Here is a 15590-nt window from a genome sequence, read left to right on the forward strand (position 1 = left end):
GCGTGAAGCCCTCGGGAACGTGTACCGGAGGTTGTTGCCGTGACCCAGATGCTGCCCGAGTCCTGGCTCCCCGTCCTCGGCGGGGAGCTGGACCAGCCCTACTTCAAAGAGCTCACCGAGTTCGTCGAGAAGGAGCGGGCGAACGGGCCGGTCTACCCGCCCCGTGAGCAGGTCTTCGCGGCCCTGGAGGCCACGCCCTTCGACCAGGTGAAGGTCCTGGTCCTCGGCCAGGACCCCTACCACGGCGCCGGCCAGGGCCACGGCCTGTGCTTCTCCGTGCAGCCCGGCGTGAAGACCCCGCCCTCGCTGCGCAACATCTACAAGGAGATGCACGCCGAGCTGGGCACCCCCGTCCCGGACAACGGATACCTGATGCCGTGGGCCGAGCAGGGCGTCCTGCTGCTCAACGCGGTGCTCACGGTCCGCGAGGCCGAGCCCAACTCGCACAAGGGCAAGGGCTGGGAGAAGTTCACCGACGCGGTGATCCGCGCGGTGGCCGACCGCCCCGACCCGGCCGTCTTCGTCCTGTGGGGGGCGTACGCGCAGAAGAAGCTCCCGCTGATCGACGAGGAGCGGCACGCGGTCGTCAAGGGGGCCCACCCCTCCCCGCTGTCGGCCAAGAAGTTCTTCGGCTCCCGGCCCTTCACCCAGATCAACGAGGCCGTCGCCGCCCAGGGCCATGCGCCGATCGACTGGCGGATCCCGGACCTGGGCTGATGCCCGACCGCGCCTAGGCGGCATTGCCCGTGCCTCCGGCTAGCGTCGTGATGACCGGACCGGAGCAGGTCCGACGGAGCGCAAGCCGGAGGCCGCGTTGACGGAGCAGCAGGAGGCGTCCGAGGACGCCGTCATGACCAGGATCGGCCAAGCGGTCATCCTGCTGCACGCCGGTGACCGCGAGGAGGCCCGCAACCGGCTCGCCGAGATCTGGTCCGAGATCGGCGAGGAGGGCGACTCCCTGCACCGCTGCACGCTGGCGCACTACCTGGCCGACGCCCAGGACGACCCCGCCGAGGAGCTGGCCTGGGACCTGCGGGCCCTGACCGCCGCCGACGGCCCCGGCCCCCCGCCGGCCGTCCGGGTCTTCTACCCGTCGCTGCACCTGAACCTGGCCGCCGACTACGTGAAGCTGCGCCGCCCCGAGGCGGCCCGGATCCATCTGGCGCGGGCCCGCGCCGCCACCGGGGCGCTGGCCGACGACGGGTACGGCAACGGCGTACGGGAGGCCATCGCCCGGCTGGAGCGGCGGCTCGCGGCGGAACCGGTCGAGGGCCCCAGGCCGTTCCCGGAGCAGAACCAGTAGCCGGTCCGGGAGCAGAACCGGTAGCCGGTCCGGGAGCGGGACCGGGTCCGTGAGCGGGACCGGGGTCGCGGCCGGTGCCGGTGGAGGGCCCGGTCCGGGCCGTCAGCCGCCCTGGACGCCCGCGCAGATACGGGCCTCCGGGCTGTCCGGATGCCAGCGCCCGTGCCGTCGGCCCAGCGCGCACACATCCGCCGGCCGCACCGGCAGGTCCCGCACCAGCTCGTCCGGCACCTCCGTGCCCCCGGAGCGGGGGTGGTGGGAGCGGTGCCCGCCCGGCCGCCCGTCGGAGTGCTCCCGGTGCTCGCCGGGCTGCCGCGGCGCCGGGATCTCCGGGACCGGGGCCGCGGCCCGCGAGTCCCCGTCACCGGAGTCCGCCAGGGCCGTCCCGGAGCCCGCGGCCGGGGCGCCGGACCGCGGTGCGGAGTGCCGGCCGGAAGCCGAGGGCGCCGGTCCGGCCGGCCGCGCCGGAACCGCCTTCAGCGCCTCCAGGGCGGGTGCCTGGACGACCACCGGCGCGGCCCCCTGCCCGCCGCGGGGCTCGTACCGGGGCGGGGCCCCCGAGGGGCCGGGAGCGGCGGCCGGCCGCACGGGGGCCGGGGTCACGTTCACGCAGCCGGAGACGGCCGAGACCGCACAGGCGACGCCGAGCAGCAGCTTTGTCGTGGTTCGGGTTGGATGCACCCGCGCAACTCTGCTGTGCGAAGACCCCGTTGCGAAAACCCGGAGCCGATATTCACCCCGCACGGGTGACGGCTACTCGCCCGCTGACCGGCCCGGGGGACCCCCGCCGGACCGGCGCGGCGGGACTACTCGCCCGTGGCGCCGTCGAGGTGCTCCCGCAGCAGGTCCGCGTGGCCGTTGTGGCGCGCGTACTCCTCGATCATGTGGGTGTAGATCCAGCGCAGGCTGAACACCTCGCCCCGGTGGTGGCTTTCGGCCTTCGAGACGAGGTCCAGGGAGCGGCCGGCCGCGGCCTGCCGGGCCAGCTCGACCTCGGTCTGCCACACCTGTTCGGCCTCGGCCCAGGTGTCACCGTCCCCGAAGTGGAAGTCCCCGTCCGGGTCCTCCCGGGTGCTGTACAGCTCGGGCAGGTCCTCGCCCAGCATGATCTCCCGGAACCAGTACCGCTCCACCTCCGCCATGTGCCGCACCAGCCCCAGCAGGCTCAGCGCGGACGGCAGCAGAGGGGTCGTGCGCAGCTGCCCGTCGGAAAGCCCCTCGCACTTCCAGGCCAGGGTGGAACGGTGGTAGTCGAGCCAGCCGTCGAGCATGCTGCGCTCGTCGGCCGTGGTGGAGGGTTCGGTGCGGTGGGATCCGGTGCTGAGGGTCATGGGCCCCATCCTGGTCGAACACGGGCCTGGTCACCACCGATTAGGCTGCGTACTCCCACGAGGAACAAACCTGGAGGCTCCCGGTGAAGGTCGGCTGTATCGGACTCGGCGACATCGCGCAGAAGGCGTACCTGCCCGTCCTCACCACCCGCCCAGGGCTCGAACTGCACCTGCAGACCCGGACCCCGGCCACGCTGGAACGGGTCGCCGCGCACCACCACGTCCCGGCCGACCGCCTGCACACCGACCTCGACTCCCTGCTCGCGCAGAAGCTCGACGCGGCCTTCGTGCACGCCCCGACCGCCGTCCACCCCGAGATCGTGGAACGGCTGCTGGAGGCGGGCGTGCCGACGTACGTGGACAAGCCGATCGCCTACGAACTCGCGCAATCGCGGCGCCTGGTCGAACTGGCCGAGGAGCGCGGGGTCTCGCTCGCCGTCGGCTTCAACCGCCGCCACGCGCCCGGCTACGCGCAGTGCGCCGACCACGCGCGCGACCTGATCGTCATGCAGAAGAACCGGGTGGGGCTGCCCGAGGACGTACGGACCTTCGTCCTGGACGATTTCATCCACGTCGTCGACACGCTGCGCTTCCTGCTGCCCGGCGAGGCCGACGCCGTCGACGTGCGGGCCGTGGTGCGCGACGGCCTCATGAGCCAGGTCGTGCTCCAGCTGTCGGGCGCGGGCTTCACCGCGCTCGGCATCATGAACCGGCTCTCCGGTTCCACCGAGGAGGTGTTGGAGGTCTCCGGGCAGGACACCAAGCGCCAGGTCGTCAACCTCTCGGAGATCATCGACCACAAGGGCCAGCCCACGGTCCGGCGGCGCGGGGACTGGGTGTCCGTGGCCCGCCAGCGCGGCATCGAACAGGTCGTGGACGCCTTCCTGGAGGCCGTCGCCGCGGGCACGACCCTCAGCGCCCGCGACGCGCTGCTGACCCACGAACTGTGCGAGCGGGTGGTGGACTCGGCTCTGGAACAGGCGTCCTGAGCCGAATCCCGGGCCGGGCGGAGCGGGCGCCCGCGGCCGCGCAGTAGGCGGCCAGGGCGGCCAGCGCCGCCCCCACCGGCCAGTCCCCGAAGCGGACGTAGAGGGTCGTGCCGGTGGCCAGGGGCAGCTCGTACACCCGCGCCGTGCTCGCCGAGGTGGACAGGGCGGGCCCGATCCGCCCGCCGGACGGGCCGTGCACCTCGCTGATGCCGGTGAGGCTCGCGTGGACCTCGGGCCGGCCGGTCTCGGCGGCGCGCAGCGCGGACAGGGAGGCGTGCTGGGCCGGGGCCCAGCTGTCCTGGAAGCTGGACGTGGCCGACTGGTCGATCAGCACGGCGGCGCCCTCGCGGACGAGGTGGCGGCTCATGTCGGGGAATGCCGACTCGAAGCAGACCAGCGGGCCCAGGCGGACGTCCGCCCGGCCGGGCAGATCCATCAGGACCGGTGCGCTCCCCGGGACCCGGTTCTCGTCCGCAGCCTTGCCGACCGAGGTGGCCCAGCCCAGCAGCGCCCGGGCCGGTACGTACTCCCCGAAGGGCACCAGGCGCATCTTGTCGTACCGGTCGCCGGTCGGGCCCCCGGGACCGACGAGCACGGCCGATTTGCGGATCCCGGGCCGGTCGGCGGCCCGGGCGTCCACGTTGACCAGCAGCGGCGCCCCGACCCGTGCCGACAGGGCGGCGAGCCGCCGGGCCAGGTCCGGGCGGGCCGTCAGATCCTCGCCGACACTGCTCTCCCCCCACACCACCAGGTCAGGGCGCTGCCCCGCCAGGGTCCCGGTCAGCCGCTCCCCGAGGGCGAACCGCCGCTCCGCGGCGTCCGGGGCGTCGGCGACCGGGCCCGGCTGTACGACGGCCACCCGCAGCACCCCCGAGACCTCCGGGCGGGGCGCCCACAGCCACACCACCCCCGTCAGCACCGCGCAGCCCGTCACCCCGGCCACCGCCGGGGCCCGCGCCCCCGGCACCGAAACCAGCAGCACCACCGCGCAGTTCACCGCCACGACCAGCAGGCCGACCAGCCAGACCCCGCCCACCGAAGCCAGCCGCAGGGCGGGCGGCACCTGCCACTGACTGGCCCCGAGCAGCCCCCACGGCCCGCCCAGCCCCTGCCAGGACCTGGCCAGCTCCGACAGCAGCCAGCCCGCCGGTACGAGGACCAGCGCGGCCGTGGCCCGGCCCCCGCCCGGGGTCCCGCCGAGCAACTCCCGCACCAGCAGGGCCCAGGGGATCCAGAGCAGGCCCAGCAGCGCGGCCAGGGCGAACAGGAACACGTGCAGACTGGGCAGCAGCCAGTGGTGCACGGCGAAGACGAACCCGGCGCCGCCGAGCCAGCCCTCCAGGGCGGCACGCCGGCCGGTGGGGGCGGACCTCAGCAGCAGCATCCAGGGCACGAGGGCGACGTAGGCGAACCACCAGAGCGCGGGGGCGGGGAAGGCGAGGCACGGCAGCGCTCCCGCGGTGACGGCCGCCGCCGCCCGCCACCACGGGATCCGCTTCGAGACCGTCAGCACCATGAGGGGCCTCCGCTTCCAGTGTGGAACAGCCCTGCGGGCCCGGCCACGCGCCCGCCGGCCGGAAGGCCGGCCTGTTGTGGCAGACCGGCCCGTCAGAACGACATGTGCCGCCACTTCTCGTGGACGGTGACCCCGGAGAGCCGCCAGCCGGACCGGGGGGTGCGGACGAGGGCGAAGGTGTAGCGTCCCGCCGCGACGAAGTTGGGCGCGGTGACGGTGCCGTCGAAATCGTCACCGGCCAGCCGCATCGGATTGAGGAAGTCCGCCCGCACCTGCGCCGTGTCGCCGGGGGAGCCGCCCAGGTCGGCCACCGTGGTCAGCCGGTTGACGATGAGGTGCTGGCGCACCGGGAACAGCTTCATCGTCTCCGCGAGCCAGTCCGCGACCTCCCCGGCCGGGCCCTCGATCCCGCCGGCCGAGCTGTAGTCGGCCCGCCCGCCCGGGGCGAACAGCGCGCGGTAGGCCGCCCAGTCGCCGTCGTCCACGGCCACCGCGTACCCCGAGACCACCTCGTCGATCGCCAGCCGGTCCATCACGCCCGCAAGGTCCACACGCTGCGTCATCGGGTCAGTGTGCGGGTGCGGAGCGTGGAGGCCAAGGGGCGTGCGCGGCCCGATCCGCCCCGAACCGATCAGTGACCGGAACGCGCCTCCCGGGGCCGGACCACGACCAGGTACGCGTCGCTGGCCAGGTCCATCACCACCTCCGCGGGCACGCCCTCGCGCATCCGCTGCGCCGCGTACTCCTCGGCGGGCCAACTCCCCCTCGGACTTCCGGCCGGAAACCGCTCCAGCACCACTCGACCCATGGGACACCCCCTGCTGTTCGCCTTCAGGTCTCTCCTGCACAACGACGCGGAGGCCGCCCGGGAACGTTCCCGAACGGCCTCCGATTCACGCGAAGCGGTGAGCGGCGCTGGTGATCAAGGTGCCCAGTGCCTCCCGGTCACGGCACTAGCCGGCCGATTCACCGGCATGGGGGCTGAGGACACCCATGCCGATCAGGGCGAAGAGCAGGATGCCCAGCAGGATCCGGTAGATCACGAAGGGCATGAAACTCTTGCTCGAGATGAACTTCATGAACCAGGCGATGACCACGTAGCCGACGACGAAGGCGATGACCGTCGCGAAGATCGTCGGACCCCAGGAGATGTGGCCGGGGTCCTCCATCACGTCCTTGATCTCGAACAGGCCCGAGGCCAGCACGGCCGGGATGGCGAGGAGGAAGGAATAGCGGGCCGCCGCCTCGCGGGTGAAGCCCAGCAGCAGACCGCCGGAGAGCGTCGCACCGGAGCGGGAGACGCCCGGGATCAGGGCCATCGCCTGGCAGAGACCGAAGATCAGGCCGTCCTTGACGCCCAGTTCCTTCAGGGTCTTGCGCTCGCGGATGGCGCGGTGCCGGCCGCCCTCCTCGTCGCGCGCCGCCAGCCGGTCCGCCACGCCGAGCACGATGCCCATCACGATGAGGGTGGTGGCGATCAGCCGCAGATCGCGGAACGGACCCTCGATCTGGTCCTTGAAGGCGAGGCCGAGGACACCGATCGGAATCGAGCCGACGATCACCAGCCAGCCCATCTTGGCGTCCTGCTCGGAGCGCAGCGCCGTGGTGTACAGCGAGCGGAACCAGGTGGAGATGATCCGCGCGATGTCCTTGCGGAAGTAGATGAGGACCGCGGCCTCGGTACCGATCTGCGTGATGGCGGTGAAGGCCGCTCCCGGGTCGGTCCAGCCGGCGAATGCCGCGGTCAGCCGCAGGTGGGCACTGGAGGAGATCGGGAGGAACTCCGTAAGCCCCTGGACGAGACCGAGGATTAGGGATTCGAACCAGCTCATGTCGGGGTGCGCTCGTCCTTGTGATCGTCGGGCAGTTCGGGTCCGATGCTAGGGCCCGTGGGGTGCGGCCGTGACCACAGGGGGGTGTACGGGCGCCAGCTCCCGTGCGGGCGCGTGCCGTACGGGACCACCCGCGGGCCGCGCGGGACGCCCGGTGGGCTGCACGGAGGGCTGTCCACCGGGCTGTCCCGCGGGCACCAGCCGGTGCCGCTTGCGCCAGGCGACGACCCCCGCGCCCACCGCGGACAGGGCGATGAAGCCGAACGAGGCGAGGAAGGCGGGAGAGGTCGGGGAGGCGGCGCTGGCGCCCGCGACCACGTACGCGGCGGTGTTCGGGATCACGCCGATCGCGGTGGCGAGGAGGAAGGGCAGCCAGCCGCAGCGGGACAGCGCGGCGGCGTAGTTGGCCACCGCGAAGGGCAGGCCGGGGAAGATCCGGACCGCCAGCATCGAGCGGAAGCCGTGCCGGGCCAGCTGGTCGTCGGCCGCCCGCAGCCAGCGCCCGCGGATCAGCGGACGCAGGGCCTCGCGGCCCATCATCCGGCCGAGGCCGAAGGAGATCCCGGCGCCGGCTACCGACCCGGCGACCGCGGCGACCAGGCCGAACTGTGTCCCGAAGAGGGCACCGGCGGCCAGGTTCAGCAGGGGGCGCGGTACCAGGGCCGCCGTGCACACCCCGTACGCCGCGGCGAAGAGCAGGACCGCGGTGCCCACCGGGAGTCCCGGGGGCCAGCCCTCCGAGAGCAGGCGCTGGGGCTCGTACAGCACGACGCAGACGCCGGCCGCGAGGAGCAGCACGACGAGCAGCGAGAGCCGGGTCCACGGCGCGAGGAGGAGGGACATTCCGGGAGACTAGCCGACCCCCGTGGCCGGGCGCCGTAATCTGGGCCTCATGCAGTCGAACGACCAGCGGCGTCCGAGGGTTCCGCGCAGCGAACTCGCCGAGCTGCTGGAAACGCGCCTCAGGGAGTCCTTCGGCGCCGCGGCCGACGCGGAGCAGGCCGGGCACATGGCCGCGTACATGAAGGACGTCGCGCCCTTCCTCGGGATCCGCACCCCGCTGCGGCGCGAGCTGTCCAGGGCCGTGACCAAGGACACCCCGAAACCGTCCGAAGCGGACTGCGCGGCGCTCGCACTGCGCTGCTGGGACCTTCCGGAGCGTGAGTACCGGTACTTCGCCGCCGACTACCTGCGCCGGCACGTCTCCCGCTGCTCCTCCGGCTTCCTGCCCGTCGTCCGGCACCTGATCGTCACCGTCCCCTGGTGGGACACCGTCGACGCGCTCGCCGCGCACACGGTCGGCCCGCTCGTGGCGGCGGACCCGGCGCTCGCCCCCGTCATGGACGAGTGGATCGGGGACGAGGACCTCTGGGTGGCCCGCACCGCCCTCCTCCACCAGCTCACGTACAAGTCCGCGACCGACGCCGGGCGGCTCTTCGCGTACTGCCGCCGCCAGGGCGCCCACCCCGACTTCTTCGTCCGCAAGGCCATCGGCTGGTGCCTGCGCGAGTACGCCAAGACGGACCCCGGGGCGGTGCGCGCCTTCGTGGCCGCCGAGCGCGGCTCGCTGTCCCCGCTCTCGGTGCGCGAGGCGCTCAAGAACCTCTGAGCACGGGGCGGTTCGCGAATAATCGTTCGACGGTCCGAGCCCCGTCCGGCAGGATCGGCGGCATGTCCAGGTACGCCTTCCCCGCAGCGCCGTCCGCAGTCGCGGACGCGCCGAAGGCTGCCTTCCCCGCAGAACTCGCCGCGGGCGCACCCGCATTCGGCGGCGCACGAAGCTGACCCTTCCCGGATCGTCCGGCGGACCCCGCAGGGGGAGGGTCGGTTCGCTCAGGGGGTCCCGCGTTTCCAGCTCCGGACCACACGGGAAGACATCATGGCCAAGACGGCCTTCGTGCGCACCAAGCCGCACCTCAACATCGGCACCATGGGTCACGTCGACCACGGCAAGACGACCCTGACCGCCGCCATCACCAAGGTACTCGCCGAGCGCGGCGGCGCCTCCTTCGTGCCGTTCGACCGGATCGACCGGGCCCCCGAGGAGGCCCGCCGCGGCATCACCATCAACCTCACCCACGTCGAGTACGAGACCGACACCCGGCACTACGCCCACGTGGACATGCCCGGGCACGCCGACTACGTCAAGAACATGGTCACGGGCGCCGCCCAGCTCGACGGGGCGATCCTCGTGGTCTCCGCGCTCGACGGGGTCATGCCGCAGACCGCCGAGCACGTCCTCCTGGCCCGGCAGGTCGGCGTGGACCACATCGTGGTCGCGCTGAACAAGGCCGACGCCGGGGACCCCGAGCTCACCGACCTGGTCGAGCTGGAGGTCCGCGAGCTGCTGAGCGCGAACGGCTACGGCGGGGACACCGCCCCGGTCGTACGGGTCTCCGGGCTCGGGGCGCTGGACGGCGACCCGCGCTGGACCTCGTCGATCGAGGCCCTGCTCGACGCCGTGGACACGTACGTGCCGATGCCCGTGCGGTACACGGACGCGCCCTTCCTGATGCCGGTGGAGAACGTCCTCACCATCACCGGTCGGGGGACCGTCGTCACCGGAGCCGTGGAGCGGGGCACCGTGCGCACGGGCGACCGCGTCGGCCTGCTCGGGGGCGCCGGAGAGACCGTGGAGTCCGTGGTCACCGGACTGGAGACCTTCGGGAAGCCGATGGAATCCGCCGAGGCCGGGGACAACGTCGCGCTGCTCCTGCGCGGGGTGCCGCGCGACGCGGTGCGCCGCGGGGACGTGGTGGCCGCGCCGGGCAGCGTCGTACCGACACGGCGCTTCACCGCGCGGGTCTACGTCCTGTCCGCCCGCGAGGGCGGCCGCACCACGCCGGTGGCCTCCGGCTACCGGCCGCAGTTCTACATCCGGACCGCCGACGTGGTGGGGGACGTGGACCTGGGCGAGGCGGGCGTGGCCAGGCCGGGGGACACGGTCACGATGACCGTGGAGCTCGGTCGGGACGTGCCGCTGGAGAGCGGACTCGGTTTCGCGATCCGTGAGGGCGGGCGCACAGTCGGCGCGGGGACGGTGACCGGGGTCGGGTAGCCGGACACCGGCGGTGCCCCGCTGTGGTGACGGTGGTCGGCTTGCGCGAGACTGCCGTCACCACTGGCGTGCGTGCGGGGAGGGAGCGGTTCATGGGCGGCGAGGGCAGGGGCGGGAGCAGGGGCGAGGGCAGGGGCGAGGGCAGCGGCGCGAGCGAGGGCAAGGGCACCGCGCTGGTGCTCGGCGGCGGCGGGCTGACCGGCGTGGGCTGGGAGGCCGGGATACTGTACGGGCTCGCCCGCGCGGGCGTCGACCTGTTCGGCGCCGACCTCGTCGTCGGGACCTCGGCCGGCTCCGTCGTCGGCGCGCAGCTCGCCTCCGGACTGCTCACCCCGCAGGAGCTGTACGAGCGCCAGCTCGGCGACCCCGGCGGGGAACTCCCCGCGAAGCTGGGGGCGTCGCTGATCGCGAAGTACGCCGTCGCGATGGTGCGTTCGGGAGACGCGAAGGCCTACCGCCGCCGGGTCGGCGCCCTCGCGCTCGCCGCCGAAACCGAGACGGAGGCGGCCCGCCGCAAGGTGCTGCAGGCCCGGCTGGTCTCCCACGAGTGGCCCGAGCGGCGCTTCGTCGTCACCGCCGTGGACGCGCTGACCGGCGAACTCACCGCCTTCGAGCGGGGGAGCGGGGCCGGGCTGGTCGACGCCGTGTCGGCGAGCTGCGCCGTACCCGGGGTGTGGCCGCCCGTGACGGTCGAGGGGCGGAAGTTCATCGACGGCGGGGTACGCTCCGCCACCAACGCCGACCTCGCCGCCGGCTACGCCCGCGTGGTGATCCTCGCGCCGGTCACCATGGGGGCCGGGCTGATCCCCTCCCCGGCGGCGCAGGCCGCGCGGCTGCGCGAGGCCGGGGCGAAGGTCCTGCTGATCACCCCGTCGGCCGCGGCCCGGAAGGTCTTCGGGCGCAACGTGCTGGACCCGGCCCGGCGCGATCCCGCCGCGCGGGCGGGGCTGGAGCAGGCCGCCGATCACGCGGCGACGGCGGCGGAGACCTGGGGGTAGGCCGGACGCCCTCGGGGCTCACGGTTCCGGTCGCCGTCCTCGGGGCGCGGTGGCCGTTCTCCGGTTGCCGTTCTGCGGTCGTCGTCCTCCGGTGGCGGACGACCTGACCGGCGGACGGACCGACAATGGTGCGGTGAGTGACGAACAGATCCCGGTGATCCGGGACGTGGCCCAGGGCACCGCCAAGCTGATGCCGGACATCGACCGGGAGCGCGCCTGGCTGCTCACCGTGGACGGGGCGCCGCAGTCGTACGTGGACCTCGACGTCCCGGAGCACCTGGAGTTCGAGTACGCGCGCCGGCTCGCGCACGTACTGGACTGCGTGGGCGAGCCGGGGGCCGGGCTGGACCTGCTGCACCTGGGCGGAGGCGCACTGACCCTGCCCCGGTACGCCGCGGCGACCCGGCCGGGGTCGCGGCAGGACGTGGTCGAGTTCGACGCCGGGCTGGTGGCGCTGGTCGCGGAGTTCCTGCCGGTGGCGGCGGGGAGCGGCATCACCGTGCACACCGCCGATGCGCGGGCCTGGCTGGCGGCGGCGCCCGGCGCGAGCGCGGACGTGGTGGTGGCGGATGTCTTCGGGGGATCCCGGGTGCCGGCCTCGCTGACCTCGGTGGAGTACGCGCGGGAAGTGGCGCGGGTCCTGAGGCCGGGCGGGGTGTACGCGGCGAACCTGGCCGACGGGGCGCCCTTCGAATTCCTGCGGGGGCAGCTCGCCAACTTCGGGGCGGTGTTCGGGGAGCTGGCGCTGATCGCGGAGCCGGGGGTGCTGCGGGGGCGGCGGTTCGGGAACGCGGTGCTCCTGGCTTCGGAGCGGGAGCTGCCGGTGACGGGGCTTTCCCGGGCGTGCGCGGGGGATGCGTTTCCCGCCAGGGTGGAGGTGGGGGTGGCGTTGCGGCGGCTGGTGCGGGGGGTGGGGCCGGTGTCCGACGCGGATGCGGTGGCTTCGCCCGAGCCGCCGGAGGGGGCGTTCAGCCTCGGCTGAGGGGTCCCGGTTCCGGCCGGCCCCGGCCCTGGTTCCGGTCGGCCCCGGCCCTGGTTGCGGTGTGCCGCTGCGCGGGGCCGGGTCCCCTACCCGCCCTTCCACCGTTCCCCGGGCTGCGCCCGGACCCGCCGAGCCCGGGCTGCGCCCGGGGCTCCTGGGGCTCCGCCCCAGACCCCGCGCCTCAAACGCCGGCGGGGCTGGATTTGCCGGCGTCGGTGCTCGCCTCAGGCGCCGGCGGGGCTGGATTTGTCGGCGGCTGTTTTGCGGGTCATGTGGCGAACGTCCGGGACCAGGAGGACGGCTGCCGTCACCGTGATGACCAGGGCCGCGCAGGACCAGAGGGCCGGGGTGCGGCCGATGGCGGATTCGACCGGGCCGGCCACCGCCGTGGCCAGGGGGAGCATCGAGACCGAGCCGAACCAGTCGTAGGCGGAGACCCGGGAGAACTTCTCCTCCGGGATCTCCTGGTGCATCGTCGTCATCCAGCTCACGCCGAACACCTCGATGGCGGTGCCGCTCACGAACATCACCGCACACAGGCCCCACACCGGCAGCGGCACCGCCAGCCCGGCCGAGGGCAGGGCCAGCGGGAACACGCACAGGGTGCCGACCAGCAGCAGGCGGCGCGGCTTCCAGGCCATCATCAGGACGGCCCCGCCGATGGTGCCGAGGCCGAAGAAGGCCAGGGCCAGGCCCCAGGGGGCCGGGCCGCCCAGTCGGTCCCGGGCGACCAGGGGACCGTAGACCGCCTCCGCGGCGCCGACGACCGCGACGACCACGGAGAACTGCAGCACGATGCTCCACAGCCAGGGGCGGCTCCTGAACTCCACCCAGCCCTCGCGCAGATCGGCCAGCAGGCCCCCGCCGGGAGCACGGTCGGACACGTGGCCGACGTCGAGGAAGGCCCGCAGGGCTCCGGCGACGGCGAAGGCGGCCGCGTCCACGGCGAGGACCCAGCCGGGGCCCATCGTGGCGATCATGGCTCCGCCGAGGGCCGCTCCGCCGATTCCGGCGCCGTTCATCGCCATGCGGAAGAGGGCGAAGGCGCGGTTGGCGTGCTCGCCGGAGACGCTGGAGAGCAGCATGCCCTCGGCGGCCGGGTTGAAGAAGGCCGTGCCGGTGCCGCACAGCGCGGTGAGCAGCATCATCTGCCACAGCTGCGGGTCGCCGGCCAGGACCAGGACGGCGAAGGCGGCCTGTGAGACGCAGTTCAGGGCGTTGGCCGCGACCATGACGCGGTGGCGGGGTATCCGGTCGGCGATGGCCCCGCCGATGAGCAGGAAGAGGACGAGCGGCAGGGTGCGGGCGGCGGCCACCAGACCGACGTCGCCGCCGGAACCGCCGGCGTCGAGCACCGCGAAGGCGGCCGCGATGAGCGCTCCGTGACTTCCGAGGTTCGTGACGACCGCCGCACCCGTCAGGAGGGTGTAGTTGCGGCCGGCCCACTCCGGCCGGCGGCGCCGGGGGGAGGACGAGGACGAACGGGACGTAACGGGGGAGAGGGAGGGGGGAGAGCTCACCCCCGGACTATCCCCGTCCCGGGCCGGGAATCCAAACGGATAAGCGGCCCGGGAGGGATGGTGCGGGAGATCAGCCCGCGTTGAGGCGGACGCTGCTCAGGATCTTCTCGTAGGTCTCCTGGCTCACTTCGCCCTGGACGCCCGCGGCGCCGTAGAGGACCCAGGTGGAGATGTCACCCTTGGCGGTCGTGAAGCTGAAGGCCACGGACTTGCCGTCGGAGGAGCACTTGTTCTCCTTCGGCAGGCCGCTCACGGTGGCGGTCGCCATGTGGCCCTTGAGCCCGGAGGAGGTCGTGTACTCCTTCGGCTCGGAGACCTTGGTGGTGCCCTTGGGCGCCTTCTGCGCGTACCCGGCGAAGACCCAGTTGCCGGCCTCGTTGCGCGCGGCCTCGGCGGTGTCCTTGGCCCCCATGCCGCCCTTGGTGCCGGAGGCGGCCAGCGAGGTGGACTCCTCCTTGCCGTCCTTGTTGGCGTCGACCTTGCACCAGTCCTCCTTGAGGAAGGCGGGTGCGGACATCATGACGAGGGCGGATCCGTCGTTCTTGGCGTCGTCCTCGAATCCGATGGACATGCCCGAGGACAGGACGTTCCAGTCCGGCGGCACGTCGAAGGCCGTGCCGTACTTGGGGTTGATGACGACCTTCCAGCCCGGGATGACCGGCTTGGCGTCGGCGCCGCCGCGCGGGTTGGCGCCCGAGCTCGCCGGGGCGGGCACGCTGGGGGAGGCCGGGGCGGAGGGGGAGCCGGTCGGCTTGTCGTCCGCCTGGTCGGAGGTCTTGCCGTCCCGGTTCATGACGAACCACCCGGTGGTGGCGGCCGCCACGACGACGGCCGAGACCGCGACGATGGCCACGGTCCTGGTCGAGAACGGGCTTCCGCCGCGCGGCGGAGGGGGCGGCGGAGTGCCGCCCCACTGGGGTACGGGAACGGTCGCGGGCTGCTGGCCCCACGCCTGGGGGGCGGGCTGCTGCTGCGGGTACCCGTAGCCGGGCTGCGGCTCACCGTACGGCGCCGTCGGCGGCTGCTGCTGGTACGGGTTCGGCGTTCCCGGCTGCTGCTGGTACGGGTTCTGATGCGCGTCCTGAGGGTTTGGTTCGCCCCCGGGCGGCTGCTGCTGTCCTGGCCACATGGCCGGTAACGATAGTGGGAGCCCGGGTCCGGAGCCACGGCCGCCCCCGTACAGGTATGGCCAATGCCGCTTACTGGCGGGTAACATCGCCTTCCATGAGCGCAGAACAGATGAACGTGGGCGAACTGCTCGCCGCGACCGTGCCGATGGCCAAGACCCTGAACCTCCAGTTCCTGGAGACCACCCCCGAGCGCGCGGTCGTGCGGCTTCCGGACCAGCCCGACTTCCACAACCACCTCGGCGGCCCGCACGCAGGCGCCATGTTCACCCTCGCCGAGTCCGCGAGCGGTGCGATCGTCCTGGCCGCCTTCGGCGACCAGCTCTCGCGCGCCGTGCCGCTCGCGGTGAAGGCCGAGATCGGCTACAAGAAGCTCGCCAAGGGCGTCGTGACCGCCACCGCCACCCTCGGCCGTCCGGCCGCCGAGGTCGTCGCCGAACTCGACGCGGGCGGCCGCCCCGAGTTCCCCGTCACCATCGCGATCCAGCGCGAGGACGAGGCCGTGACCGGCGAGATGACCGTCGTGTGGACCCTGCGCCCCAACGCCTGAGACCGCCCGGCAGGGCGAGACGCCGCGGGCCCGGCCGACATGATCCGAAAGAGACGGCCTAGAGTCCCGCCCACGACGCAGGGAGGGGACCCCGTGGCAGGCCGAGCCAAGATCAGCATCAGTCTCGACGCCGAGCTCGTGGTGGAGGTGATGGTCCTCGCCGGGATCGGATCGCCCCAGGACGCGGTCGAGGCCGTCGTACGGGACTACATCGAGCGCGGTCACCGCACCGAGGCGCGGGTCCAGCTCCAGGACGAGCCCCGCCGCGAGGCCGACCTCGGGCAGCCGCCGCCGCAGGGCTGAACCTCGGCTCCGCGGTGGCGCGCCTCAAGCGGGCCCGCGCGGCGGGCGGCGCACAGTGGCGGCGGGAGCGGTCCGGCGCGG

The 15590-nt window shown here is 73.5% G+C and carries 18 protein-coding genes; 9 read left to right on the forward strand and 9 right to left on the reverse strand.

The annotated features are described in order from the left end of the window. The first annotated feature begins 48 nt into the window (after window positions 1-48). Complete coding sequence (locus tag OG904_RS27110) at window positions 49-717, forward strand: uracil-DNA glycosylase (RefSeq protein ID WP_405498295.1); 669 nt, start codon at window positions 49-51, stop codon at window positions 715-717. A 97-nt stretch (window positions 718-814) separates the two neighbouring features. After that, entirely contained in the window at window positions 815-1303 is a 489-nt protein-coding gene (locus tag OG904_RS27115; RefSeq protein ID WP_405495286.1) for a hypothetical protein, read from the forward strand. 102 nt (window positions 1304-1405) lie between these two features. Here the strand turns inward: OG904_RS27115 and OG904_RS27120 are convergent, their stop codons facing one another. Beyond that, complete coding sequence (locus tag OG904_RS27120) at window positions 1406-1984, reverse strand: hypothetical protein (RefSeq protein ID WP_405495288.1); 579 nt, start codon at window positions 1982-1984, stop codon at window positions 1406-1408. Window positions 1985-2109: 125 nt separating this feature from the next. Further along, window positions 2110-2634, reverse strand: coding sequence for a DinB family protein (locus tag OG904_RS27125; RefSeq protein WP_405495290.1), 525 nt, complete (start codon window positions 2632-2634; stop codon window positions 2110-2112). 83 nt (window positions 2635-2717) lie between these two features. Here OG904_RS27125 and OG904_RS27130 point away from each other — a divergent pair, with 83 nt between their 5' ends. Then, the gene (locus tag OG904_RS27130; RefSeq protein ID WP_405495292.1) at window positions 2718-3623 is read left to right on the forward strand and encodes a Gfo/Idh/MocA family protein; all 906 of its coding nucleotides are present in this window, start codon (window positions 2718-2720) and stop codon (window positions 3621-3623) included. Here the strand turns inward: OG904_RS27130 and lnt are convergent. The 5 genes from lnt to OG904_RS27155 all read right to left on the reverse strand — a co-directional run bounded on the left by lnt (window position 3547) and on the right by OG904_RS27155 (window position 7814). Further along, window positions 3547-5139, reverse strand: a complete 1593-nt coding sequence (lnt, locus tag OG904_RS27135; protein ID WP_405495294.1) for an apolipoprotein N-acyltransferase — start codon at window positions 5137-5139, stop codon at window positions 3547-3549. The genes OG904_RS27130 and lnt overlap by 77 nt on opposite strands. Window positions 5140-5231: 92 nt before the next feature. Further along, window positions 5232-5702 carry a nuclear transport factor 2 family protein gene (locus tag OG904_RS27140; RefSeq protein WP_405495296.1) on the reverse strand — a complete coding sequence of 157 codons (471 nt, stop codon included), beginning with the start codon at window positions 5700-5702 and terminating at the stop codon, window positions 5232-5234. 68 nt (window positions 5703-5770) lie between these two features. Continuing rightward, window positions 5771-5947, reverse strand: coding sequence for a hypothetical protein (locus tag OG904_RS27145; RefSeq protein WP_243339660.1), 177 nt, complete (start codon window positions 5945-5947; stop codon window positions 5771-5773). A gap of 145 nt (window positions 5948-6092) precedes the next feature. Continuing rightward, window positions 6093-6971, reverse strand: a complete 879-nt coding sequence (locus OG904_RS27150; RefSeq protein WP_405495298.1) for an undecaprenyl-diphosphate phosphatase — start codon at window positions 6969-6971, stop codon at window positions 6093-6095. Window positions 6972-7019: 48 nt separating this feature from the next. Continuing rightward, complete coding sequence (locus OG904_RS27155; protein WP_405495300.1) at window positions 7020-7814, reverse strand: TVP38/TMEM64 family protein; 795 nt, start codon at window positions 7812-7814, stop codon at window positions 7020-7022. Window positions 7815-7863: 49 nt separating this feature from the next. On the opposite strand from OG904_RS27155, the gene OG904_RS27160 reads away from it, so the two are divergent. The 4 genes from OG904_RS27160 (at window position 7864) to OG904_RS27175 (ending at window position 12009) form a co-directional block, all read left to right on the forward strand. Then, complete coding sequence (locus OG904_RS27160) at window positions 7864-8580, forward strand: DNA alkylation repair protein (protein WP_405495302.1); 717 nt, start codon at window positions 7864-7866, stop codon at window positions 8578-8580. A gap of 270 nt (window positions 8581-8850) precedes the next feature. After that, the gene (gene tuf, locus OG904_RS27165) at window positions 8851-10029 is read left to right on the forward strand and encodes an elongation factor Tu (RefSeq protein WP_405495304.1); all 1179 of its coding nucleotides are present in this window, start codon (window positions 8851-8853) and stop codon (window positions 10027-10029) included. A gap of 41 nt (window positions 10030-10070) precedes the next feature. Then, window positions 10071-11027 (forward strand): patatin-like phospholipase family protein, encoded by a 957-nt coding sequence (locus OG904_RS27170; protein WP_405495306.1) that lies wholly within the window; start codon window positions 10071-10073, stop codon window positions 11025-11027. Window positions 11028-11217: 190 nt separating this feature from the next. Further along, window positions 11218-12009: a spermidine synthase gene (locus OG904_RS27175; RefSeq protein ID WP_405498297.1), complete on the forward strand. Its 792-nt coding sequence runs from the start codon at window positions 11218-11220 to the stop codon at window positions 12007-12009. A 224-nt stretch (window positions 12010-12233) separates the two neighbouring features. Here OG904_RS27175 and OG904_RS27180 read toward each other — a convergent pair whose 3' ends face one another. Continuing rightward, the gene (locus OG904_RS27180; RefSeq protein ID WP_405495308.1) at window positions 12234-13529 is read right to left on the reverse strand and encodes an MFS transporter; all 1296 of its coding nucleotides are present in this window, start codon (window positions 13527-13529) and stop codon (window positions 12234-12236) included. A gap of 70 nt (window positions 13530-13599) precedes the next feature. Next, window positions 13600-14658 (reverse strand): hypothetical protein, encoded by a 1059-nt coding sequence (locus OG904_RS27185; protein ID WP_405495310.1) that lies wholly within the window; start codon window positions 14656-14658, stop codon window positions 13600-13602. Window positions 14659-14753: 95 nt separating this feature from the next. Between OG904_RS27185 and OG904_RS27190 the strand changes: the two genes are divergently transcribed. Further along, window positions 14754-15206: a DUF4442 domain-containing protein gene (locus OG904_RS27190; protein ID WP_405495312.1), complete on the forward strand. Its 453-nt coding sequence runs from the start codon at window positions 14754-14756 to the stop codon at window positions 15204-15206. Window positions 15207-15356: 150 nt separating this feature from the next. After that, a complete protein-coding gene (locus OG904_RS27195; protein ID WP_405498299.1) occupies window positions 15357-15509 on the forward strand; it encodes a DUF2191 domain-containing protein in 153 nt (50 codons plus the stop codon). Window positions 15510-15590 lie beyond the last annotated feature (81 nt).

Source organism: Streptomyces sp. NBC_00096, from assembly GCF_045041305.1.
GTDB lineage: Bacteria > Actinomycetota > Actinomycetes > Streptomycetales > Streptomycetaceae > Streptomyces.